This window comes from Prosthecomicrobium sp. N25, from assembly GCF_037203705.1.
Lineage (GTDB): Bacteria > Pseudomonadota > Alphaproteobacteria > Rhizobiales > Ancalomicrobiaceae > Prosthecodimorpha.
Map to the genome: position 1 here is coordinate 2838050 of NZ_JBBCAT010000001.1, position 22956 is coordinate 2861005.

Annotated in this window: 17 protein-coding genes; 7 read left to right on the forward strand and 10 right to left on the reverse strand. The window is 70.5% G+C overall.

The annotated features are described in order from the left end of the window. Positions 1-15: 15 nt before the first annotated feature. The 4 genes from tmk to WBG79_RS12940 form a co-directional block, all read right to left on the reverse strand. Positions 16-687 carry a dTMP kinase gene (gene tmk / locus WBG79_RS12925; RefSeq protein WP_337357512.1) on the reverse strand — a complete coding sequence of 224 codons (672 nt, stop codon included), beginning with the start codon at positions 685-687 and terminating at the stop codon, positions 16-18. Then, the gene (locus WBG79_RS12930) at positions 684-1919 is read right to left on the reverse strand and encodes a D-alanyl-D-alanine carboxypeptidase family protein (protein ID WP_337357513.1); all 1236 of its coding nucleotides are present in this window, start codon (positions 1917-1919) and stop codon (positions 684-686) included. Before WBG79_RS12930 ends, tmk begins: the two co-directional genes overlap by 4 nt. 184 nt (positions 1920-2103) lie before the next feature. Then, positions 2104-3084 carry a septal ring lytic transglycosylase RlpA family protein gene (locus WBG79_RS12935; protein ID WP_337357514.1) on the reverse strand — a complete coding sequence of 327 codons (981 nt, stop codon included), beginning with the start codon at positions 3082-3084 and terminating at the stop codon, positions 2104-2106. Positions 3085-3198: 114 nt separating this feature from the next. Then, positions 3199-3585 carry a hypothetical protein gene (locus WBG79_RS12940; RefSeq protein ID WP_337357515.1) on the reverse strand — a complete coding sequence of 129 codons (387 nt, stop codon included), beginning with the start codon at positions 3583-3585 and terminating at the stop codon, positions 3199-3201. A gap of 282 nt (positions 3586-3867) precedes the next feature. Between WBG79_RS12940 and ugpB the strand changes: the two genes are divergently transcribed. The 4 genes from ugpB (at position 3868) to ugpC (ending at position 8124) form a co-directional block, all read left to right on the forward strand. Next, positions 3868-5178 (forward strand): sn-glycerol-3-phosphate ABC transporter substrate-binding protein UgpB, encoded by a 1311-nt coding sequence (gene ugpB, locus WBG79_RS12945; protein ID WP_337357516.1) that lies wholly within the window; start codon positions 3868-3870, stop codon positions 5176-5178. Positions 5179-5297: 119 nt separating this feature from the next. Further along, positions 5298-6179: a sn-glycerol-3-phosphate ABC transporter permease UgpA gene (ugpA, locus tag WBG79_RS12950; RefSeq protein ID WP_337357517.1), complete on the forward strand. Its 882-nt coding sequence runs from the start codon at positions 5298-5300 to the stop codon at positions 6177-6179. Then, a complete protein-coding gene (ugpE, locus tag WBG79_RS12955; protein WP_337357518.1) occupies positions 6179-7030 on the forward strand; it encodes a sn-glycerol-3-phosphate ABC transporter permease UgpE in 852 nt (283 codons plus the stop codon). Before ugpA ends, ugpE begins: the two co-directional genes overlap by 1 nt. A gap of 2 nt (positions 7031-7032) precedes the next feature. Beyond that, positions 7033-8124, forward strand: coding sequence for a sn-glycerol-3-phosphate ABC transporter ATP-binding protein UgpC (gene ugpC / locus WBG79_RS12960; protein ID WP_337357519.1), 1092 nt, complete (start codon positions 7033-7035; stop codon positions 8122-8124). Between the two features lie 301 nt (positions 8125-8425). Here the strand turns inward: ugpC and WBG79_RS12965 are convergent, their stop codons facing one another. Beyond that, complete coding sequence (locus WBG79_RS12965) at positions 8426-10396, reverse strand: DEAD/DEAH box helicase (RefSeq protein WP_337357520.1); 1971 nt, start codon at positions 10394-10396, stop codon at positions 8426-8428. Positions 10397-10778: 382 nt separating this feature from the next. Between WBG79_RS12965 and WBG79_RS12970 the strand changes: the two genes are divergently transcribed. The 3 genes from WBG79_RS12970 to WBG79_RS12980 are packed head-to-tail and all read left to right on the forward strand — an operon-like array spanning position 10779 to position 16062. Continuing rightward, positions 10779-11450: a TetR/AcrR family transcriptional regulator gene (locus WBG79_RS12970; protein ID WP_337357521.1), complete on the forward strand. Its 672-nt coding sequence runs from the start codon at positions 10779-10781 to the stop codon at positions 11448-11450. 5 nt (positions 11451-11455) lie between these two features. Next, on the forward strand, positions 11456-12718 hold the full coding sequence (locus WBG79_RS12975) for an efflux RND transporter periplasmic adaptor subunit (protein ID WP_337357522.1): 1263 nt from the start codon (positions 11456-11458) through the stop codon (positions 12716-12718). After that, positions 12715-16062, forward strand: a complete 3348-nt coding sequence (locus tag WBG79_RS12980; protein WP_337357523.1) for an efflux RND transporter permease subunit — start codon at positions 12715-12717, stop codon at positions 16060-16062. Before WBG79_RS12975 ends, WBG79_RS12980 begins: the two co-directional genes overlap by 4 nt. Positions 16063-16143: 81 nt before the next feature. On the opposite strand, the gene WBG79_RS12985 is transcribed toward WBG79_RS12980, so the two are convergent. The 5 genes from WBG79_RS12985 to WBG79_RS13005 form a co-directional block, all read right to left on the reverse strand. Further along, positions 16144-17250: a lysine-2,3-aminomutase-like protein gene (locus WBG79_RS12985; RefSeq protein ID WP_337357524.1), complete on the reverse strand. Its 1107-nt coding sequence runs from the start codon at positions 17248-17250 to the stop codon at positions 16144-16146. After that, positions 17247-18773 (reverse strand): Ppx/GppA family phosphatase, encoded by a 1527-nt coding sequence (locus WBG79_RS12990; RefSeq protein WP_337357525.1) that lies wholly within the window; start codon positions 18771-18773, stop codon positions 17247-17249. The genes WBG79_RS12985 and WBG79_RS12990 overlap by 4 nt, the downstream gene beginning before the upstream one ends. Beyond that, the gene (locus WBG79_RS12995) at positions 18766-21063 is read right to left on the reverse strand and encodes an RNA degradosome polyphosphate kinase (RefSeq protein ID WP_337357526.1); all 2298 of its coding nucleotides are present in this window, start codon (positions 21061-21063) and stop codon (positions 18766-18768) included. The genes WBG79_RS12990 and WBG79_RS12995 overlap by 8 nt, the downstream gene beginning before the upstream one ends. Before the next feature lie 72 nt (positions 21064-21135). After that, positions 21136-21879, reverse strand: a complete 744-nt coding sequence (locus tag WBG79_RS13000; protein ID WP_337357527.1) for a hypothetical protein — start codon at positions 21877-21879, stop codon at positions 21136-21138. Next, complete coding sequence (locus WBG79_RS13005; protein WP_337357528.1) at positions 21863-22951, reverse strand: AI-2E family transporter; 1089 nt, start codon at positions 22949-22951, stop codon at positions 21863-21865. Before WBG79_RS13005 ends, WBG79_RS13000 begins: the two co-directional genes overlap by 17 nt. Positions 22952-22956 lie beyond the last annotated feature (5 nt).

Genomic DNA, 22956 nt, shown 5'->3' on the forward strand with positions numbered 1-22956 from the left:
GAATGATCCGATCCGCTAGCCGGCGCGGCCGGCGCCCTGCCCGAGCCGCGTGGCGATCGCATACCATACCGCGTCGGCGACCGTCGCGGTGTCCTGCGTCGCGTCGACGACCGCGAAGCGGGACGGGTCGGCGCGGGCGAGCCGCAGGAAGGCGTCGCGCCGGGCCTCGTGGGCGGCGGCGTCCTCCTTCTCGAAGCGGTCGGCGGCGTCGACCCCGCGCCGCGCGGCGGCACGCTGCAGGCCGACCTCGGCCGGCAGGTCGAGCAGGATGGTCAGGTGCGGGCGGAGGCCGTCCAGGGCCACCGTCTCCAGGGCGTCGATGACCGCCGGCTCCACGGCCGACTGGTAGACGCGCGTCGAGTCGGCGAAGCGGTCGCAGAGGACCCAATCGCCGCGCGCGAGTGCGGGCCGGATGGTGGCGTCGACGTGATCGGCCCGGGCGGCGGCGAACAGCATGGCCTCGACCTCCGCCCCGAAGCGCTCCGCCGCGCCGGAGAGGATCATGGCCCGTATCGCCTCCGCGCCCGGAGAGCCGCCCGGCTCGCGGGTGGTGACGACGCCGATGCCGGCGTTCCGGAGGCGATCGGCCAGGAGCCGCACCTGGGTCGACTTGCCGGCACCCTCGCCGCCTTCGAAGGTCACGAAGCGGGCGGGTGGCAGGTCGACGGGCGGCGGGGCGCCCGTCACTGGAACCCGACGGTTTCGCGCGCGACCCGGCCGACGACTTCGAGCACGGCGTCCATGGCGCGGCTCTGCAGGGTGCCGAGCCCGACGGCATCGGCGGTGTAGAGAGGCGTCTCCTGGATCACGGTCTCATCGCGCAGGACCTGCAGCTTGCCGATCTGGACGCCTTTCTCGACGGGCGCGCGGACGGGCCCCCGATAGACGATGCGGGCGCGCAGCTTGTCGCGGTTGCCGCGGGGCACCAGGACGTTGATGGCCTTGGCGCCGACCAGCTTCACCCTGCCCTCCGTGCCGCCGAAGACGCTCGCCTCGCCGGCCGGCTCGCCGGCCTTGAAGAGGGTGATCTGCTCGAAGTTGCGGAAGCCCCATTCCATCAGGCGGCGGGCGTCCTCCTGCCGTTCCTTCTCGGTCTTGAAGCCGCCCATGACGAGGACGAGGCGCTGTCCGTTCTGCACCGCCGAGCCGACGATGTTGTAGCCGGATTCCTTGATGTAGCCGGTCTTCAGTCCGTCGGCGCCGATACCCTCCGCAAGCAACGGGTTCCGATTGAACTGGCGGATCTTGTTGTAGGTGAACTCGCGCTGCCCGTAGACCTTGTACAGGTCGGGGTGGTTGGAGATGATGTAGCGCGTCAGCGTGGAGTATTCCCGGGCGGTAATCTTCTGGTCCGGGTCCGGAAGGCCCGTCGGGTTGTGGAAGACCGACTTGGGCATGCCGATCTCGCGGGCCTTCTTGGTCATCAGCTCCCCGAAGGCCTGCTCGGTGCCGGCGATGCCCTCCGCCACCGTGATGGCCGCGTCGTTGCCCGACTGGACGATGATGCCCTGGATGAGGTCGTTGACGGTCGCCTTGGAGTTGATCGGCAGGAAGGTCGAGGAGGTTCGCGAGGGCGCCCCGCCCGTCCGCCAGGCGTGCTCGCTGACCACGAACTCCGTCTCCATCGAGACCTTGCCGGCCTTGATGAGATCGAACAGGACCGCGATCGTCATCATCTTGGCGAGGCTCGCCGGCGGGAAAAGCTTGTCGGCGTTCTTCTCGTAGAGGACGGTGCCGGACTCGTGGTCGATCAGGATGGCCTGTTCGGCACGGGTCTCGAAGCCCTGGTTCGCCGCAGCCGCCTGAGCGGCCGAGCTCTGCGCGTGGCCGGGCGGCGGCGCGCCCGCGAGCGTCGCCGCGGCCATCACCAACCCCATCAGCGCGGCCGCCATCCGCCGCGCCACCGATACACCACTCATCTTCGAACTCCGGGCCTCCGGACGGACCACGGGAAAGAGGGAGCCGCCACTCCCGCCCGACTCGCCGTCGCCGATCGTGAGCCAATATGGGCGATCCGGCGCCAAGCTCCAATGGCCGGCGCGGACTCTTCCGCCCTGGGGACGCGTCCGACGCTCGGGGCGACCTGTGGTCGCGGGCGCCGCCTCAGCGGCGGAGCAGCGGGAATTCGGGTCCGTCCTCCGCCGAGGCGAAGCCCATGAGCCCGCGCGGACGCGCCGTCTCGGAACTGCGCCAGCGGGGCGGAGGGGCCAGCTCGGACTGCGGCACCGGTCCGGGCCTTGCGCGCGGCGGGGCGGCGGGCAAGGCTTGGCGTTCCGTCGCCGCGATCATGTCGCCGATGTCGCCGGTCTCGGGGTCGTCGTCATCCGCGCGAGCCGGCCGGGCCGGCCGTGCGGTCGGCCAGGCCGCCTGCGGGCGGACCGCGGCGGTGCGGACGGGCTCCGGCGCGGGCCTGAAGGTCGCGGCGAGTGTGCCGGTGAGGCTCCGGCCGAAGGAGCCGTTCATGGCCGTCACGGCGACCGGATCGGCGCCCTCCGTCAGGGTCGAGGCCAGCATGGTGTCGTCGGAGCCTTCCAGCGGCGCCCGGCCGGCATACTGCACGCGTACCCGGGTGATGCCGCGGCCCTTGAAGCCGAGCAGGTCCGCGGCGCGCTCCGAGACGTCGATCTCGCGGTTGCCCGCGTAGGGGCCGCGGTCGTTGACGCGCACGACGATCGATCGGCCGTTGGCGAGGTTGGTGACCTTGGCGTAGGAGGGCAGCGGCATGGTCGGATGCGCCGCCGAGATCGACATCCGGTCATAGACCTCGCCGTTCGCCGTCTCGCGCCCGTGGAACTCGTGTCCGTACCAGGACGCCACGCCTGTGCGGTCGTAGGCGGGGTCCTCCTGGGGGACGTAGACCCGGCCGCCGATCGTGTAGGGCTTGCCGACCTGCGCCCGGCCGCCGCCCTTCGGCACCGGGTCGCCGTCGGCGACGACGCGCCGGCTCGCCGAGACGCCGTATTTGGGATCGACGCCGGCGTGGTCGGTGGAGGCGCTGCAGCCTGCCAGCACCGTGGACGTCAGGACAAGACCGGCTGCGGGCCAGGACCGACGCCCGCGTACGCACCGAAAACTCTGGGTCATGGCAACTCCTGCCCGGCCGTACGCGCCGAGTGGGCCTGTTTCGGTCCGGCAGGGTGCCCGAAGATCGCTAACGAAGTCTCAACCGGGTCGGAAGAAGCGCCGGCCGGAGCCGGCTCAGTCGCCGATGCGGGCGGTGCCGCTCAGGCCGTCGTCGCGGGTCCAGGCGAGCTGGGTCGGCGCGGTCTTGCGGAGGGTGAAGCAGAAGACCTTGCCGTCGTACCAGGTGGTCCAGCGCTGGCAGAGGCGCCGGCCGTCGACCCACCAGCGGCCGCTGTCCTTGGGGCGCATGACGCGGCCGAGCCCCACCGCCTCCCCCGAGCCGTCGACGCGTCCATCCGGCCTGTAGGTGAGCGGGAACTCGCCGCCGAGAGGCACCGCGAGGTAGATCCGCCGGCCCCGGACGGTCTGGTCGATCTCGCGCCCTTCGAGCGTGTCGGCGGCCGCGGGGGCGGCCAGGGCAGGAAGCAGCAGGGCTGCGAACGTCGCGTGGGTGGGTCTCATCGAGGCTCTCCCTGGGATCGGATCGGCGTTCCTACGCGGCAGGGCCCTGCCCGGATCAGCGGCACGATTTCCGGGTGACAAGGATCTGACGGGTATGGTCTTCTGCGCGCCCGCGGGTTCGCCCGGGATCAGGCTCGAACCCCTCTGGAGTTTCGCCGCGAAACTGATACGAAAGACATCCGCTATCATCGAACCGTCACGAAGGCGGACATATGAGGCCGGACATGGGAGCCGCTCGCGGAAGCGGGTCCGTCCCCGGCCCGATTGGGAGGAATGAAGACCATGACGAAGACGCGCATTCTCGTCGCTGCCGCCCTGGCGCTCGGCGCCACCACCTCGGCCCAGGCTCAGGTCGAGATCCAGTGGTGGCACGCCATGACGGGCGCCAACAACGACCGGATCGTGAAGCTGGCGACCGACTTCAACGCGACCCAGTCGCAGTACAAGGTCGTGCCGACCTACAAGGGGTCCTACGCCGACACGATGAACGCCGGCATCGCCGCGTTCCGGGCCGGCAACGCCCCGCACATCCTGCAGGTCTTCGAGGTCGGCACCGCCACCATGATGGCCGCCAAGGGCGCCGTGAAGCCGGTCTACCAGATGATGGCCGAGACGGGCGAACCCTTCGACCCGAAGTCCTACCTGCCGGCGGTCACGGGCTACTACTCGACCGCCAAGGGTGACATGCTCTCCTTCCCCTTCAACTCGTCGACCATGGTCATGTGGGTCAACAACGACGCGCTGAAGAAGGCGGGCCTCGCCGAGCCGCCGAAGACCTGGCCCGAGGCCTTCGAGGCGGCCAAGAAGCTGAAGGCGGCCGGCTGGGACAAGTGCGGCATCTCGACGGCCTGGACCACCTGGGCCAACATCGAGGAGTTCACCGCCTGGCACAACCTGTCGCTCTCGACCAAGGCGAACGGCCTCGACGGCTTCGACACCGAGCTGAAGTTCAACAACCCGGCCGTCGTCCGGCATCTGACGAACCTCGTCGAGATGCAGAAGGACAAGACCTTCGACTATTCCGGCCGCACCAACGAGGGCGAAGGCCGCTTCACCTCCGGCGAGTGCCCGCTCTTCCTCACCTCCTCGGCCTTCTACGGCAACGTCAAGGCCAACGCCAAGTTCGAGTATTCGACGGCCTTCATGCCCTACTACCCGGACGTCCAGGGCGCTCCGCAGAACTCGATCATCGGCGGGGCCTCCCTTTGGGTGATGGCGGGCAAGCCGGCCGATGACTACAAGGGCATCGCGAAGTTCTTCACCTATCTGTCCAAGCCCGACGTCCAGGCCTGGTGGCACCAGGAGACCGGCTACCTGCCGATCACCCCCGCCTCCTACGAGCTGACCAAGTCGCAGGGCTTCTACGCCAAGAACCCGTCGACCGAGACCAGCGTCAAGCAGATGGCCTTCAAGGCGCCGACCGAGAACTCTCGCGGCCTGCGGCTCGGCAACCTCGTGCAGATCCGCGACCTGTGGGCCGAGGAGATCGAGCTCGCGCTGGCCGGCAAGAAGTCGCCCCAGCAGGCGATGGACGACGCCGTGTCGCGCGGCAACGCCGTGCTCCGGCAGTTCGAGCGCACCGCGGCCCGCTGATCGCGCCGGCCGGGCACCCGCCGGGCGCGGCCCGGCGGACCCCTGCCCGCCCTCCTTCGACGGAGACGGCCGCCGGCCCAGCGCCGGCGGCCTCGACTGCCCTCCGACCGGCCGCCCCCATGGACAAGCGAACCGCCTTCTCGGGGAAGCTCCTCCCCTTCCTGCTGCTGAGCCCCCAGCTCGCGGTGACGCTGATCTTCTTCTATTGGCCGGCCGCCCAGGCGGTGCGCCAGTCCTTCTTCATCGAGGATGCCTTCGGGACGACGCAGATCTTCGTCGGGCTCGAAAACTACGAGCTCCTCTTCAAGACACCCGAGTACCTGCGCGCCGTAACCAACACGGCCGTCTTCTCGGTGCTGGTCGCGTCCCTGTCGCTCGGGCTGGCGCTGCTGCTCGCCGTGCAGGCCGACAAGCACATCCGCGGCGCGACCGTCTACAAGACGCTGCTGATCTGGCCCTATGCGGTCGCCCCGGCGATCGCCGGCGCCCTCTGGCTCTTCATGTTCCAGCCCTCGCTCGGCATGGTGGCGCAGGCCATCCGGGCCCGGGGCGTCTCGTGGAACCCGCTGCTCGACGGCGTCGACGCCATGGTGCTGGTCGTCCTGGCGGCGACCTGGAAGCAGATCAGCTACAATTTCCTGTTCTTCCTGGCCGGCCTGCAGGCGATCCCACGCTCGGTGATCGAGGCCGCGGCGATCGACGGGGCGCGGCCGATGCGGCGCTTCTGGACGATCATCTTCCCGCTCCTGTCGCCGACCACCTTCTTCCTGCTCACGGTCAACATCGTCTACGTCTTCTTCGACACCTTCGGCATCGTCGACGCGGTGACGCACGGCGGCCCCGCGCAGGCGACCACAACGCTTGTCTTCAAGGTCTTCAACGATGGCCGGCTCGGCGGCGACCTCGGCGGCTCCGCGGCGCAGTCCGTGATCCTCATGGTGCTGGTGATCGCGCTGACCTCGATCCAGTTCCGCTACATCGAACGCAGGGTCCAGTACTGATGGTCGAGAACCGCGGCCTCCTCGGGCGGATCGTGCCGCATGTCGTCCTGCTCCTCGGCGTGTCCGTGGTGGCCTTCCCGGTCTACCTCGCCTTCGTGGCCTCGACCTGGGACGCCCAGACGATCGTCAACGGCCAGCTCGGCCTGACGCCGGGCCCCTACCTCGTCGAGAACTACACGCGCACGCTGGTCGAGGGGACGAAGTCGTCCACCCGCGCGCCGGTGATGGGGATGATGCTGAACAGCCTGATCATGGCGCTCATCATCGCCCTGGGCAAGATCTTCATCTCGCTCCTCTCGGCCTTCGCGGTCGTCTACTTTCGCTTTCCGTTCCGGATGGCGGCCTTCTGGCTGATCTTCTTGACCCTGATGCTGCCCGTCGAGGTGCGCATCTATCCGACCTACAAGGTCGTCGCCGACCTGCACATGCTCGACACCTATGCGGGCCTGACGATCCCGCTGATCGCGTCGGCGACCGCCACCCTCTTGTTCCGCCAGTTCTTCATGACCGTTCCCGACGAACTGGTGGAGGCCTCGAAGATCGACGGCGCAGGGCCGATGAAGTTCTTCCGCGACACGCTGCTGCCGCTCTCCATCACGTCGGTCGCGGCGATGTTCGTCATCCAGTTCATCTACGGCTGGAACCAGTATCTCTGGCCGCTCCTCATCACCACCCGCGACGACATGCAGACGATCGTCATCGGCATCCGCAAGATGATCGTCACCCAGGACGCGCTGACCGAATGGCAGGTCGCCATGGCGACCGCCGTGCTCGCCATGCTGCCGCCCGTGGCCGTCGTGCTCCTCATGCAGAAGCTCTTCGTCAAGGGCCTCGTCGAAACGGAGAAGTGAGTATGGCCGAGGTCCTCCTCGACAGGGTCGGCAAGGTCTACGGCGGCAACGTCGAGGCGGTGAAGCAGGTGAGCTTCGCGGTGCCGGACGGCGCCATGTGCGTCCTCGTCGGGCCCTCCGGCTGCGGGAAGTCGACGCTCCTGCGCATGATCGCGGGCCTGGAGACGATCACCTCGGGCGAGGTTAAGATCGGCGGACGGGTCGTCAATACGGTCGAGCCGATGGACCGGGACATCGCCATGGTGTTCCAGAACTACGCGCTCTACCCGCACATGTCGGTCTACGACAACATGGCCTACGGCCTGCGGAACCGCGGCACGCCGAAGGACGAGATCGACGGCCGCGTGCGCGAGGCGGCGCGGATCCTGGAACTCGGCGACCTCCTCGCCCGCCGGCCGCGCCAGCTCTCCGGCGGCCAGCGGCAGCGCGTCGCCATGGGCCGCGCCATCGTGCGCAAGCCGCAGGTGTTTCTTTTCGACGAGCCGCTCTCCAATCTCGACGCCAAGCTGCGCGTGCAGATGCGCGTCGAGATCAAGCGGCTGCAGCGCGCGCTCGCCACCACGTCGGTCTACGTCACCCACGACCAGCTCGAGGCCATGACGCTCGCGGATATGCTCGTGGTGATGAACAAGGGCCGGGTCGAGCAGATCGGCGCGCCGCTGGAGCTCTACGAGCGGCCGATGACGACCTTCGTGGCCGCCTTCATCGGAGCCCCGCCGATGAACCTCCTGGACGTCGCCAACGGGTCGTCGGGCCTGTCGGTCGCCGGGGCGAGCGGCGGGCTCTCGGGCGGCGCCGGCCTGCCGATCCCCGGGAGCGGGGCGATCCTGGGGATCCGCCCGGAGCACCTGCACGTGCTGTCCGGCGACGAGGTGCCCGAGGGCGGGCTGGCGCTCGACTACGCGGTATCGGCCGTCGAGGCGGTCGGCGCGGAGACGTTCCTGTACGGGACGCTCGGCGAGCGGGGCCCGAACGTGGTGGTGCGCGAACCCGGCAAGGTCTGGGCGGAGCCCGGGACCCGCCGACGGGTCGCGGCCAGGCGCGACGCCCTGCATCTCTTCGACAAGGCCAGTGGCCAGCGCATCCCATTCTGAAGGGCGGGAGTCCGGGGCGACGGGGGGCGGGCGGCGAGTCTTCCCAAGGGTGTCATCCCGGCCATCGAGCCGGGACCCATTGGCCTCACCCGCGGCACGGCCCGCCCCATCACGGCCCGCCCTTTCACGCATGGCCGAGACGGGCTGACCCGCCATTGGATCCCGGCTCGATGGCCGGGATGACAAAAAGGGGTGGGCCTCCCTTAGGCCGCCCGTCCGTCCCTGTGGCAGGGTCCTCGCCGTCTCTGGGTGAACCAGTCAAATGGCGATCCCTTACGGAGGCCCCTCCGGCCCGCCGAACCTAGCCGCCGTCGCCCTGGCGCTCGGCCCGACGGGCGGCACGGATCCGTTCGCGTTTGCCGGGCTTCTGCGGGCGCGGGCGCTCGTCGCGGACGGGGGCGCGCGGCGCGCGCTCCTCGCGCGGCGGGCGTTCCTCCCGGGGCTGGCGAAGCGGCTCCTTCGGCGCACGCTCCTCCCGTGCCGGGCGTTCCTCGCGCGGGGGACGCTCGGTCCGGGGCGGGCGTTCCTCGCGCGGAGGACGCTCGGTCCGGGGCGCACGGTCCTCCCGAGGGGCCCGCTCCGCGCGCGGCGGGCGGCCCTCCTGGCCCTCCGGCCGCGGCGCCCATTTCGTCTTGGCGGGCCGCGCCTCGCCGTCGGCGGGCACGATCTGCACCTCCTCGTCCTGCGACTTGCGCACCGCGGAGGCGAACTTCGCCGCGGCCTCGCGGGAGATCTCGAACTTGGTCTCCCGGTCGAAGATGCGGATCGAGCCGATGTCCTTCTTGGTCACATGGCCGATGCGGCAGATGAGCGGCAGGAGCCAGCGCGGGTCGGCGTTGCGGTTGCGCCCGACGTTCATGCGGAACCAGACGCCGTCGACCATGCGCGGCGGCGCCCCGGCGCCCTCCTCGCGCGGCGGGCGCTCGCGGCTCTCCCGCGGCTCGCGGATGCCGCGCGGCGCGCCGGCGTCGAAGATCTCCTCCGGTTCCGGCAGGCGGGCCCGGTAGAGCCGCACCAGAGCGGCGGCGAGTTCGTCGGCGGGGCGCGTCTCCAGGAGCTTGCGCCCGAGCACGAGGTCCTCCTCGGACTGGCCCTCGGTGAGGATCGGGTCGCTCATCAGGCGCTGCTGGTCGAGCGCGCGGATCTCGTCGGCGGAGGGCGGGTTCGCCCAGGTCACCTGGATGCGCGCGCCGCTGATCAGCATCTCGGCCTTGCGCCGGCGGGTGTAGGGGCAGAGCAGCACGCAGACGCCCTTGCGTCCCGCCCGGCCGGTGCGGCCGGAGCGGTGCAGGAGGGTTTCCGGATCGTTCGGGAGGTCGGCGTGGATGACGAGGCCGAGGTCGGGCACGTCGATGCCCCGGGCGGCCACGTCGGTCGCCACGCAGATGCGGGCGCGGCCGTCGCGGATGGCCTGCAGGGCGGTCGTGCGGTCGTGCTGGCTGAGCTCGCCGGAGAGCGCCACGGCGGCGAAGCCGCGCTCGACCAGCGCGCCGTAGAGATGACGGACGGACTCGCGGGTCGTGCAGAACACCATCGCGGCCGTGGCCTCGTGGAAGCGCAGCACGTTGACGACCGTCTTCTCCACGTCGTTCGGTGCGATCCGGATGGCGCGGTACTCGATGTCGGCATGCGCCTCGCCGGCGCCGGCGACGTCGATCCGGTAGGCGTCGCGCTGGTAGGTGCGGGCGAGCGCCACGATCGGCTTCGGCAAGGTGGCCGAGAAGAGGAGCGTCCGGCGCTCGGCGGGGGTCGACTCCAGGATGAACTCCAGGTCCTCCCGGAAGCCGAGATCGAGCATCTCGTCGGCCTCGTCGAGGACGACGGCGCGCAAGCCCGAGGGGTCGAAGCTGCCCTTCTCCAGGTGGTCGCGCAGGCGGCCCGGCGTGCCGACGACGACATGGACGCCCTCGGCGAGCGCCCGCCGTTCGCGCCGGATGTCCATGCCGCCGACCAGCGAGGCGACGCGGGCGCCGGCTTCCGCATAGAGCCACTCGAACTCGCGCTTCACCTGAAGGGCGAGTTCGCGCGTCGGGGCGATGACGAGGGCGAGCGGGGCGCCCGCCGGGGGCAGCCGCTCCGCCTCGCCGATCAGGGTCGGGGCGAGGGCCAAGCCGTAGGCGACGGTCTTGCCCGAGCCGGTCTGGGCGGAGACGACGAGGTCGCGTCCGGCGGCGTCCGGCTCCAGGACGGCGGCCTGGACGGGGGTGGGGTCCTGGTACTCGCGCGCCAAGAGGGCGCGGGCGAGCGACGGATGGGCGGCGGCAAAGGCCATGATGGCGGCTGTCTCGGTGTCAGGGAGTCCGGCCGGGCGGCTCCCGTTCAACGGACGAGGGAGCGGCGGCGTTCCGGCAGGATCGGTCGCCTGATACCCGATCCGGGCCGCCGACGCCAGTGCGGATCGAGCCGCACCCCCTAAGGTGGCTCACGCAACATTGATCGCCGGACCCGCGGGACCTGCCGCAGCGAGACTCTGGACCAGAAAACTTGTGCAGTGCAATAGAAGCGGCCTCCTGCACCGCGGACCTTCCCCGCCGTCTCCTGACAGGCCCTGTCACCAGCGCAAGCTATTCCGCTGTCGTGGCCTTGACTTCGGCGTCCCGCGGGGCGAGATGAGGGTGCGAATGAACGTTCGCTCTCACCCGAGGCTCCGACCGATGTCCCGATCCCAAGCCGCCGCCCTGGTCGAACCCTCCGCCGCCCTGTGCTGCGCGGCGGCGGCGGGGAGCCCGCACGAGCAGCGGCGCAAGCACGTCCTGCACGCGGCGGAAACCTGCTTCGCCCGCTCCGGCTTCCATGGGGCGTCGATGCAGGAAATCTGCGCGGAGGCGCAGATGAGCCCGGGCGCGCTCTACCGCTATTTCCGCTCCAAGGACGAGATCATCGACGCCATTGCGGAGGAGGATCGGATCCGCAACGCGGCGCTCCTGACCCGACTGCATGCGGAGGGGGAGCTCCTCGACCGCCTGACGTCGCTCGCCTGCAACCATCTCGCCGACATGCGCCGGCCCGGCGCGGCGGCGGTGATGGCCGAAGTGATGGCGGAAGGCATGCGAAATCCGCGCATCCGCGAGAAGTTCATGGTCAACGACTGCGAGGTCCGCGACACGATCCGGAGCTTCCTGCGGTCCATGTCCGACATCGGCGCCATCGATCCGGTGACGGACATCGAATCCATCATGAGCTTCATGTGCGCGCTCATCGACGGCCTCGTCCTGCGGGCCGCCTACGAGCCCGACCTGACGCCCGAACGCATCGAACCCATGCTCCGTCCGGTGATCGCGGGCCTGCTCCGCCCCGTCCCGGCTTCCGTTTCGAACGACAAGTGATCGCCATGTCCCGTATCGGCAAGAAGACCTTTTCCCTCGCGGACAGCCTGCTCAACGGCACGGCGGTGGCCGTCGTGCTCGGCGTCGCGCTGGCACTCTCCCCCGTCGGCCAGGTGGAGGTCGTGCGACCCGCGGAGGCCAACACGCCGCCGCCCTCGGCCTCGCCCCTGGCAGCCAGGCCCCCGGCGATCTCCGTCGTCGAGGCGGACCGGCGCGAGATCGCCGAGTCCGTCATGGTGACGGGCTCGCTGATCCCGCGCGAGGAGGTCGTCGTCGGGGTCGACATCGAGGGCCTGCGCATCATCGACCTGCTGGTCGACCAGGGCGACCGGGTGACGGCCGGCCAGGTCATCGCGCGGCTCGCCGACGACACGATCCGCACCCAGATCGCGCAGAGCGAGTCCAACATCGCCCGTGCCGAAGCCGCCATCGCCCAGGCGAAGAGCAACATCGCCAACGCCCAGTCGGCGGAGGTCGAGGCGGGGCTGGCGCTCGAGCGCGCCACGCCGCTGCGCGACAAGGGCATCATCAGCCAGGAGGTCTTCGAGACCCGCACGGCCGCCGCACGCGGCACCAAGGCCCGCCTGGAAGCGGCGCGCGCGGCCCTCGAGGTCGCCACCGCCGACCGCGGCGTGCTCTTGGCCGCCCGGCACGAGATCGAGCTGAGGCTCGCCAAGACCGAGGTCAAGGCGCCCACCGACGGCGTCGTCCTGTCGCGCAGCGCCCGCCTCGGCGCCGTGCCGTCGAGCATGAGCGATCCGCTCTTCCGCATCGCGCGCGGCGGCCGGATCGAGCTCGACGCCGAGGTGACCGAGGCGACCCTTCAGAAGATCCGGGTCGGCCAGCGGGTGGAAGTGACCCCGGCCGGCGCCGACAAGGCCGTGGCCGGCGAGGTCCGGCTGGTCTCTCCCCAGGTCGAGACGGCGACCCGGCTCGGCAAGGTCCGGGTGGCGCTGCCGACGGAGTCCGTGTCCGTCATGCGCTCGGGGTCCTTCGCCCGCGGGCGGATCGAGCTTGCCCGCCGCGAGGGCGTCACCGTCCCGCGCTCGGCCGTCATGGTCGAGAGGGGGCAGGCGAGCCTGCAGGTCGTGAAGGACGGCAAGGTCGAGACCCGCAAGGTCGAGACGGGGCTGTCGGGCGATGGCCGCGTGGAGATCGTCAAGGGGCTGGCAGCCGGCGAGCAGGTGGTCTTCAAGGCCGGCACCTTCGTGCGCAACGGAGACGCGGTCACGCCCGTGCCGGCCAGGCCCGAGGAGGTCGAGGGATGAATTGGAACGTCTCGGCCTGGGCCATCCGCAATCCGGTGCCGCCCATCCTCCTCTTCGTCGTGCTCTGCGCGCTCGGCTGGCTCAGCTTCATGAACCTGCCGATCACGAAGTTCCCGAACATCGACGTGCCGGTGATCGCCGTCACGGTGACCGAGCGCGGCTCGGCGCCGGCGGAGCTCGAGAGCCAGGTGACCAAGCGCGTCGAGGACGCCGTCTCGGGCGTCACCGGCGTGAAGCACATCAAGTCCGACATCACCGACGGCCAGTCGCTGACCGCCATCGAGTTCCGGCTGGAGATCAACTCCGACCGCGCGCTCAACGACGTCAAGGACGCGATGGCGAAGATCCGGGCCGACCTGCCGCGCACGGTCGACGAGCCGATCATCCAGCGCATCGAGGTCGAGAACCAGTCGATCGTCACCTTCGGCGCCGCCTCGCCGGGCATGACCCCCGAGGAGCTCTCCTGGTTCGTGGACGACACGGTCGTGCGCGCCATCCAGGGCCTCAAGGGCGTCGGCCGCGTCGAGCGCATCGGCGGCGTGAAGCGCGAGATCAAGATCGCGCTCGACCCGGACCGGCTGATGTCGCTCGGCATCACGGCGGGCGAGGTCAACCGCCAGCTCCGGTCGACGAGCCTCGACCTCTCCGGCGGCAAGTCCGAGATCGGCGGCCAGGAACAGGCGATCCGCACGCTCGCGAGCTCGCGCACCGCCGCCGAGCTGGCCGACACTAAGATTTCCCTCTCCGGCGGCCGGCAGGTGCGCCTGTCCGAGCTCGGCAGCGTCACCGACGTCTGGGAGGAGCCGAAGAGCTTCGCGCGCCTCAACGGCCAGCCGGTCGTGTCCTTCTCGGTCTACCGGGCCAAGGGCGCCTCCGACACGACCGTGATGGACGCGGTCAGCAAGAAGGTCGAGGAGATCGGCAGGGCCCACCCGGACGTGGCCTTCTCGAAGATCGACGACGGGGTCTACTCGACCTACGGCAACTACGAGTCCGCCATGCACTCGCTCCTCGAGGGCTCGGCGCTGGCGGTGCTCGTGGTGTTCCTGTTCCTGCGCGACCTCAGGGCGACGATCGTCGCCGCGGTGGCGCTGCCGCTCGCCGCGATCCCGACCTTCTGGGCCATGAGCGTGATGGGCTTCTCGCTCAATCTCGTGAGCCTGCTCGCCATCACGCTGGTCACCGGCATCCTGGTCGACGACGCGATCGTGGAGATCGAGAACATCGTCCGCCACATGCGGATGGGCAAGTCGCCCTACCGCGCCGCCATGGAGGCCGCCGACGAGATCGGCCTCGCGGTCATCGCCATCACGATGACGATCATCGCGGTCTTCGCGCCGGTCAGCTTCATGGGCGGCATCGCGGGCCAGTACTTCAAGCAGTTCGGCCTGACGGTCGCGGTGGCGGTGTTCTTCTCGCTCCTGGTGGCGCGCCTGATCACGCCCATGATGGCGGCCTACCTGTTCCGCAACCCGGGCCACGAGGAGCAACACGACGGGGCGATCATGCGCGCCTACACGGCGGTGCTGCGCGCGACCCTGCGCTGGCGTTGGGTGACGCTGATCTTCGGCGTCGTCTTCGCGATCGGCTCGATCATGTCGGCCTCGACGCTGCCGCAGGGCTTCATCCCGCCGGACGACCAGTCGCGCATCGTGGCCTCCATCGAGCTGCCGCCGGGCGCCAAGCTGGACGACACCGCGCGGCTGACCGACGAGGCGATGCGGGAGCTCCGCAAGCTGCCGGAGGTGCGCGACGTCTTCGTGGTGGGCGGGTCCTCGCCGACCGGGACGCTCGAGCTCCGCCGCGCCAAGCTGACGGTGCAGCTCGTCCGCAAGCACGAGCGCAAGCGCTCGCAGAAGATGGTCGAGGGCGACGTCAGCCGGATCCTCGGGTCGGTGGCGGACCTGCGCTACTACTTCGTCAACGAGCGCGGCGAGCGCGAGCTGACGGTCGGCCTGCTCGGCGCCGACGGCCGGGCCGTCAACGATGCGGCGCTTGCGCTGCAGAGCCAGATGCGGGCCGAGCCGATCTACGACAACCCGACCGCCAACGCGGCGCTCGACCGGCCAGAGATCCGCATCACCCCGCGCTTCGACCTCGCGGCGGACCTCGGCATCACCCCGGAGGCGATCTCCGAGGCGATCCGTATCGCCACCATCGGCGACAACGGGCCGAACCTCGCCAAGCTCAACGTGGGCCTGCGCCAGATCCCCATCCGGGTGCAGGTCGGCGAAGAGATGCGCGCCGACATGGAGGCGATCCACGCACTGCGCGTGCCGACCGCGCGCGGCGGCTCGGTGCCGCTCTCCGCCGTCGCCGACATCGGCTTCGGCCAGGGCCCGTCCTCGATCGAGCGCTACGACCGCGAGCGGCGGGTCACGGTCGGGGCGGCCATGTCGAAGGGCCACGCCTCGGGCGAAGGCCTGCAGAAGCTGATGTCGCTCCCGGCCGCGCGGAACCTGCCGCCGGGCGTGCGCATCCAGGAAACGGGCGACACGGAGATCCAGGCCGAGGTGTTCGGCGGCTTCGCCTACGCGATGGGCGCCGGCATCATGATGGTCTTCGTCGTCCTGATCCTGCTGCTCGGCAACGTCTTCCGGCCGGTCACCATCCTGGCGACCCTGCCCCTGTCGGTGGCCGGCGTGGTGCTCGCCCTGCAGGCGACGCAGAACCCGGTGTCCATGCCGGTGGTCATCGGCATCCTGATGCTGATGGGCATCGTCACCAAGAACGCCATCATGCTCGTCGACTTCGCGGTGGAGCAGGAGAAGCACGGCGTGCCGCAGTTCGAGGCGGTCGTCGACGCCGGCCGCAAGCGGGCCCGCCCGATCGTGATGACCACCATCGCCATGGTGGCCGGCATGATCCCGGCCGCCATGGCGACCGGCGAGGGCGGCGAATTCCGCGCTCCCATGGCGATCGCGGTGATCGGCGGCCTGATCGTGTCGACGATGCTGTCGCTCGTCTTCATCCCGAGCTTCTACACGATCATGGACGACATCGGTCATCTGGTCGGCAAGGTGCTCGGCTGGATGCTCCGGCCGAACGCGCCCGACGAGGACGAGGCGGATGCCGTTCCGGGCCACCCGCACGGCATTCCGGTCCTCAGCGCCGAGGCCGCGGCGACCGCGACGGCGGTGCCGCTGGCCGTCGCCATGGCGGCGCCGACCCCGCCCGCGGCCGCGATCGTGCCGGCGGCGGCGGCCCCGGTCACGGTGGTGCCGGTCCCGCCGACCAGCCTCGCGGCGCCGGCCGTGGTCGTGCCCCTGCGCGAGCCCAAGCCGATCGCCGTCCCGAACGGCCGGGACGAGGCGAAGCCGGATCTGCCGCAGGCGGCGGAGTAGGATGCAAGGGGTCGCGCGAGCGGCCCCTTCGCACATCCGGCGGCATCAAACGCTGCGGACGCCCTGCGGGGGTCGGACGGGCTACTCGCCCTGCCCGGCCGCGGCATCCCTGAAGGCGTGCTCGCGGCCTTGTGGATCGCGGACCGTATAGGTGCCGTCCTGGCGGCTCTCCAGGTAGCCGGGCCCGATCGGCACCTTGCCGTGGCCGCCGGGGATGTCGAGCACGTAGGTCGGCTGGCAGAGGCCGGAGACGCGGCCGCGCAGGTCACGCATCAGCGCCTGGCCCTCGGCGATCGAGGTGCGGAAATGACCCGTGCCGCGGGCGGGGTCGAGATGGTGCAGGTAGTAGGGTTTCACCCGATTGGCGACGAGGCGCCGGAACAGCCCTTCGAGCGCGTGGGGCGTATCGTTCACGCCCGCGAGCAGGACCGTCTGGGCGAGCAGCGGGATGCCGGCACGGGAAAGCCTGCGGATCGAGTCCAGCGCAGAATCCGTGAGTTCCTCGGCGGTATTGACGTGGAGGACGAGCCAGACGGCGACACGTCGGTCGAGCAGGCGCAGGAGGTCGTCCGTCACGCGGCCGGGGTCGACGACCGGGACGCGCGTGTGGATGCGGACGACGCCGAGGTGCGGGACGGCGTCGAGCGCGTCGAGCAGCGCCGCGAGCCGCCGGTCGGAGAGTACCAAGGGGTCGCCGCCGGACAGGACCACCTCGAAGATCCCCGGCCTTGCGCGGACGTAGTCCACCGCGGCGGCGAGGTCCGCCGCGCCGAGGAGACCCTCGCCCGGGCCGACGGCCTCACGCCGGAAGCAGAAGCGGCAATAGACGGCGCAGACCTGCAGGGGCTTCAGGAGCACCCGGTCAGCGTAGCGGTGGACGAGCCCGGGGAGCACCTCGTGCACCCCGTCGCCGGTCGGGTCGGCCATTTCGCCGGGCGCGATCTCGAGCTCGGCCGCATCGGGGAGGAACTGGCGGGCGACCGGCCCCTGCCCCGCCGGGTCGATCAGCGCCGCCATCTCGGGCGTGATGCGGAGCGCGAAGTCCTCGATCACGCGGGAGAGGTCCGCCGCCTCGGCCGGTGCCACGAGGCCGGCGCCGACGAGGTCTCCGACCGTGGTCAGGGGACGCGAGGTCGGTTCGGCGCCCGCGGCCGTGGCGTCGACGACGCGCAAGGGAGCCACCTTCATGCCACCTCGACGACGGCGTCGAGGCCGCCGAGCTTGGCGAGCTGGCGCAGGCGGCGCAGCACCACCTCGCCCTCGAGCTGGGCGAGCTGAGGCGGCAGGGAGAGGATGAGACGGTTGTCGCGGGCGTGGATGCCGACCTGCGGTATGATCCCCGGCATGGCGGCGGACAGGATGTAGGCGACCCGGAAGGCCGCGCCGAGGCAGCGGGCGCGCTCCTTGTAGCGTGTGGAGGCGAGTTCGCGGATGCGCGGGCTCAGCGCCTCGTCGATCAGGCCCATGTGCCGGTAGAAGCTGGCGAGCGCCAGGTAGGCCCGGCCCGGGTGGTCGACGCCGATGAAGGCGGCGTGGGCGATGATGTTGAGGCTCTGCTCGCCGCGATAGTCGGGATGCGCGCGCCAGCCGATGTCGGAGAGGAGGCAGGCGGCGACCCGGAGGCGCTTCTCCTCGGCCGTCTCGTCGATGCCGAGCGCCTCGAAGACCCTGCCGGTCCAGGGGCCGAGCTCGTGGGCGTGGCGGGGCGAGCGGGACCGCAGGGCGGCGAGCTCCTCCGAGGCCGAGATGAGGGGGTCGCGCCGTCGCTCCTCCTCGGGCAGGAGGTCGTAGAGATGACCCTCGCGCAGGCCGAGGGCGGAGAGCACGACCTCCTTCGGCCGGCCGAAGCGGATGATCTGGGCGAGCACGGTGGCGCCGTAGGCGAGCAGGTCGCGGCGCTGCTTGGAGATGACCTCGATCCGGTCGAGGGCGTCGATGTCGCCGCGCCCGACCATCCGGCAGAAGTCGAGCGCCTCGTCGGCCCGGATGGCATATTCGTGCATGACATGCAGCGGATAGCCGGTCTGGTGCATGTGCAGCTTGGCGAGCGAGCGCCAGGTGCCGCCGACCGCGTAGAAGGCCCGGCCCGGGAGACCCGTCAGCACCTCGGAGGACTTCAGGATCTCCTCGGCGATCTTCTCGGCCCGGCGCGGCGACCCCTCCGCGGCCTCGGAGAGGCGGATGCCGCCGAGCGGGTAGGTCCGCCCCTGCCCGACCCGCTGGCCCTTGAGGTCGACCAGTTCGAGGCTGCCGCCGCCGAGGTCGCCGGCGACCCCGTCGGGCTCGTGCATGCCGGACTGGATGCCGAGCGCGGCGAGCCGCGCCTCCTCGGCGCCCGACAGCACCTGCACGGGGACGCGGCAGATCCGCTCCAGCTCCTCGATGAAGGCCGGCCCGTTGGCGGCCTCGCGCGCCGCGGCGGTCGCCAGCACGTGCAGGTCCGCCACGTTGCACTGGTCGGCCAGCTGGCGGAAGCGCCTGACGGCGGCGAGCGCGGTGGCGACCGGCTGCTCGCCGAGCCGGTTGGTCTTGCCGACGCCCTTGCCGAGACCGGCGAGCACCTTCTCGTTGAAGAGGAGGGTGGGCGACCGGCAGAGCCGCTCGTAGATGACGAGACGCACCGAGTTCGAGCCGATGTCGACGACCGCGATCGGCCCCGCGCCGGCGAGCCGGCCGGGGGCATACTCGGCGCCCTCCAGCGCGTCAGTCACGATGACGTCGGAGGGGTCGGGGCGGATCGGACTTGAGGGATTTTCCACGGCCTGACAACGATGGGTTCGTCATGAAATACTTGTGCACGTTGAAAGGTTCCTCGCCTTCCCGCGGCACGATCCGCTCGTGTCCCCCGTCGGCCAGGAGCCGCCAGCTCTGCTGGTTGTCCCGGAGGTTCGCGACCATGATCTGGTCGAGCACCTGCTCGTGGACGGTGGGGTTCGTCAGCGGCGCGAGCGCCTCCACGCGCCGATCCAGGTTGCGCGGCATCATGTCGGCCGAGCCGATGTAGACGATCGCCTGCGGCGTGGGAAGCCCGTGGCCGTTGCCGAAGCAGAAGATGCGGCTGTGCTCGAGGAAGCGGCCGACGACCGACTTCACCCGGATGTTCTCCGAGAGCCCCGGCACGCCGGGCCTGAGGCAACAGATGCCGCGCACGATGATCTCGATGGAGACGCCGACCTGGCTCGCCGCGTAGAGCGCGTCGATGATGCGGGCGTCGACGAGGGAGTTCATCTTCAGCCAGATCTGCGCCGGGCGGCCGGCGCGGGCATGCTCCATCTCGGCCTCGATGTGGCCGAGGATGCGCGAGCGCACGGTCAGGGGCGAGATGGCGATCTTCTCGAGTTCCTGCGGCTGGGCGTAGCCGGTGATGAAGTTGAACACCTTGGCGACGTCGCGGCCGATCGCCGGGTCGGCGGTGAAGAAGGAGAGGTCGGTGTAGATGCGCGCCGTGATCGGGTGGTAGTTGCCGGTCCCGATGTGGCAGTAGGTCGCGAGCGACCCCTGCTCGCGCCGGACCACGAGCGACAGCTTGGAATGGGTCTTCAGCTCGACGAAGCCGAAGACCACCTGGCAGCCCGCGCGCTCCAGGTCGCGCGCCCATCGGATGTTCGCCTCCTCGTCGAAGCGGGCCTTCAGCTCGACGACCGCCGTGACCGACTTGCCCGCCTCCGCGGCCTCCGCCAGCACCTTGACGATCGGGCTGTCCTTGGAGGTCCGGTAGAGGGTCTGCTTGATGGCGACCACGTCCGGGTCGCGCGCCGCCTGGGTCAGGAACTGCACGACGACGTCGAAGGACTCGTAGGGGTGGTGGACCACGAGGTCCTTCGCCTTGATGGCGGCGAAGCAATCGCCGCCGAATTCCTTGATGCGCTCGGGGAAGCGCGGGACGTAGGGGGTGAACTTGAGCTCGGGTCGGTCGACGGCGACGAGCTGGGACAGTTCGGTCAGGGCCAGGAGCCCGTGGACCAAGAAGACCCCGTCCGGCCCGACTCCGAGGGCCGTCGCCACGAAGCCGCGCAGGCGCTCGGGCGTTTCGGCCTCGATCTCCAGCCGGATCACGGACCCGCGCCGGCGACGCTTCAGCATGGTCTCGAAGACCCGGACGAGGTCCTCGGCCTCCTCCTCGATCTCGATATCGGAATCGCGGATGACCCGGAACGCGCCCTTGCCGCGCACGTGGTAGCCGGGGAAGAGCCCGCCGATGTGGAGCCCGATGACGTGCTCCAGGCTGATGAAGCGCTTGACGCCGGGTTCCGCTTCGAGGGCGGGGAGCTCGATGAAGCGCTCGATCTTGGACGGGATGCGGATGAGCGCCGTCATGGTCGCGCTCCCGCCGGTCTTGGCGAGGTCGAGGACGAGCGAGAAGCCGAGGTTGGGGATGAACGGGAAGGGGTGCGCCGGGTCGCAGGCGAGCGGCGTCAGGACCGGGAAGACGTGGGTGAGGAAGTACTGATCGAGCCACAGGCGGTCGGCCTTGTCGATCATCGTGCCGTCGACGATCTGGACGCCCGCCCCGAAGAGCTCCTGCTTCAGCTCCCCGTAGAGGCGCTGCTGCTCCTCCGTCAGGGCGCGCACCGCCTCGTCGATGCGGGAGAGCTGCTCGGCCGGGGTCAGCCCGTCGTCCGAGCGGGTGACGATCCCGGCGAGGTGCTGCTCGACGAGGCCCGAGACGCGGACCATGAAGAACTCGTCGAGGTTGTTGGCCGAGATCGACAGGAAGCGCAGGCGCTCGAGGAGGGGATGGTTGACGTTCGCCGATTCCTCGAGGACGCGGCGGTTGAAGGCGAGCCACGAGAGCTCCCGGTTGACGAACCGCTCCGGGCTCGTCGCGAGGTCCGACGGGGGCGTCGACGTGACGATCCGCGTGCCGCCCGTCGGCAGGCCCGCCGAGAGGACCGCATCCGCGGCGGGCGGCGCCTCGCGCGCGGGTGTGGGCCGCGCCGGAGCCGCCGCCTTCTCGCGGGTTCGCCTCTGCGGCGGGCGGGCGTCTGCATTGGCGTCCATGTCTCGTCCCCTTCCGGCCGGGATTCGGTCTCCCCGGCTCTCTTCGTGGCGGAGGACCGTCCTATCTCCGCTTCATGACGGATTGTCGTCCGCCGCAGGCTCCGCGTCGAGCCCGGGCAATTCCGGTTCCCGCGGATGCAGGCGGTCGACGACCCGCATCGCCAGGCCGCGGGCGATCGGAGCCTTGGCGGCGAGCGCCTCGCGGTCGATCGCCTCCACCACGTCCCGCGCGGCGGCATAGGAGCGCTCCATCCGAATGGCGACGCCGTGCAGGAGCTGGGGGTCGACGGCGGCCTGCCGGTCGGCGAAGAGCTTGGCGAGGAGCGCCTCCAGGAGTGCGTCGTCGGGCTCCTGGAGACGGGCGGGGGTCGCCGCCCTCAGGCGCGAGGCGAGGTCGGGAAGGCGGAGGCCCCAGGCCGCCGGTTCGGTGCGGGCGGTGAGGAGGAGCTGGCGGCCTGCCGCCTGGACGGCGTTGACGAGATGGAAGAGCGCGGTCTCGTCGAGTCCCGGGCCGAGGTCCTCGACCACGACGGGGCCCGCCGCGGCGAGCGCGAGCGGGTCGGCGCCGCCGAGATCCCGGGCGGCGAGCACCGAGGCCCCTGCCCGCTCGGACCAGATCGCCACCAGATGGCTCTTGCCGGAACCCTCCGGCCCGGTCACCAGGACGACCGGCGACGGCCAGGCCGGCCAGGCCTCGAGGAGATCGTGGGCCGCACGGTTCGCCTCGCCGACGACATAGTCCTCCGGCCCGCGCCGAGGCGGCAGGGCGAGGTCGAGCGGCAGCTGTGAGGTCGGCCGTCTAGGCGCTGGCGCCATCGGGATCGTCGCTTCCGGATGCGGCGTAGAAGGGGCTGGCCAGGTATTGCTCGAGCGCGAAGCGGGCGAGCACCCCGACCGAGGCGGCGACGGGCACGGCGACCAGCATGCCGACGAAGCCGGCCATCGATCCGAAGGCGAAGAGGGAGAAGAGCAGCCAGACCGGATGGAGCCCGACCGAGCGGCCGACCCAGTTGGGCTGTAGCACGTAGCCTTCCAGCATCTGGCCGGCGAAGAAGACGGCGAGCACCGCGAGGATCCACTGCCACTCGGGCCAGAATTGGGCGATCGCCACGCCGACCGAGGCGATCAGCCCGACGCCGAAGCCGACGAAGGGGATGAAGCCCAGGATGCCGGCGAGGAGACCGATGAAGAGCCCGAAGTTCAGGCCGACGAGAGTGAGCCCCGTGGCGTAGAAGATGCCCATCGCCAGGCAGACCGAGATCTGGCCGCGCACGAAGCCGGCGACCACCGCGTTCATGTCGCGCGCCAGGCCGCGGATCGTCTCCCGGTGGCGCAGAGGCAGCCAGCTATCGATCTTGTCGACCATGCGGTCCCAGTCGAGCAGGAGGTAGAAGGCGACCACCGGCGCGATCACCAGCAGGGTCAGGATCGACATGATCGCCTGCCCGCCGTTCCAGATCGACTGCAGGACGCGGGTAATCCAGCCGGCCCCCTGGCTCAGGAAGGACCCGAGCTGGGCCTCCAGGTCCTTGGCGTTGGAACCGACGAGCTGGCCGAGACGGCCGTCCATGGCCCTGGAGCCGAAGGCCTGCAGGCGGGTGACATAGTAGGGCAGCCGGTCGACGAAGCCGCCGATCTGGTTGACGAGCAGCGGCACGACCAGGATGAGGATCACCGTCAGTCCGACGATCAGGCCGATGACGATGGCGAGCGTCGCCAGCGGTCGGGTCAGGCCGAGCCGCTCCAGGCGGTCGGCCAGGGGGTCGAGCAGATAGGCGAGCGCCATGCCGGACACGAAGGGCAGCAGCACGTCGCTGAACACGTAGAGGAAGGCGATGAACACGGCCAGGGCGGCGATCCAGAACTGGACCTGCTTCGTCAGGCTCAAGACGC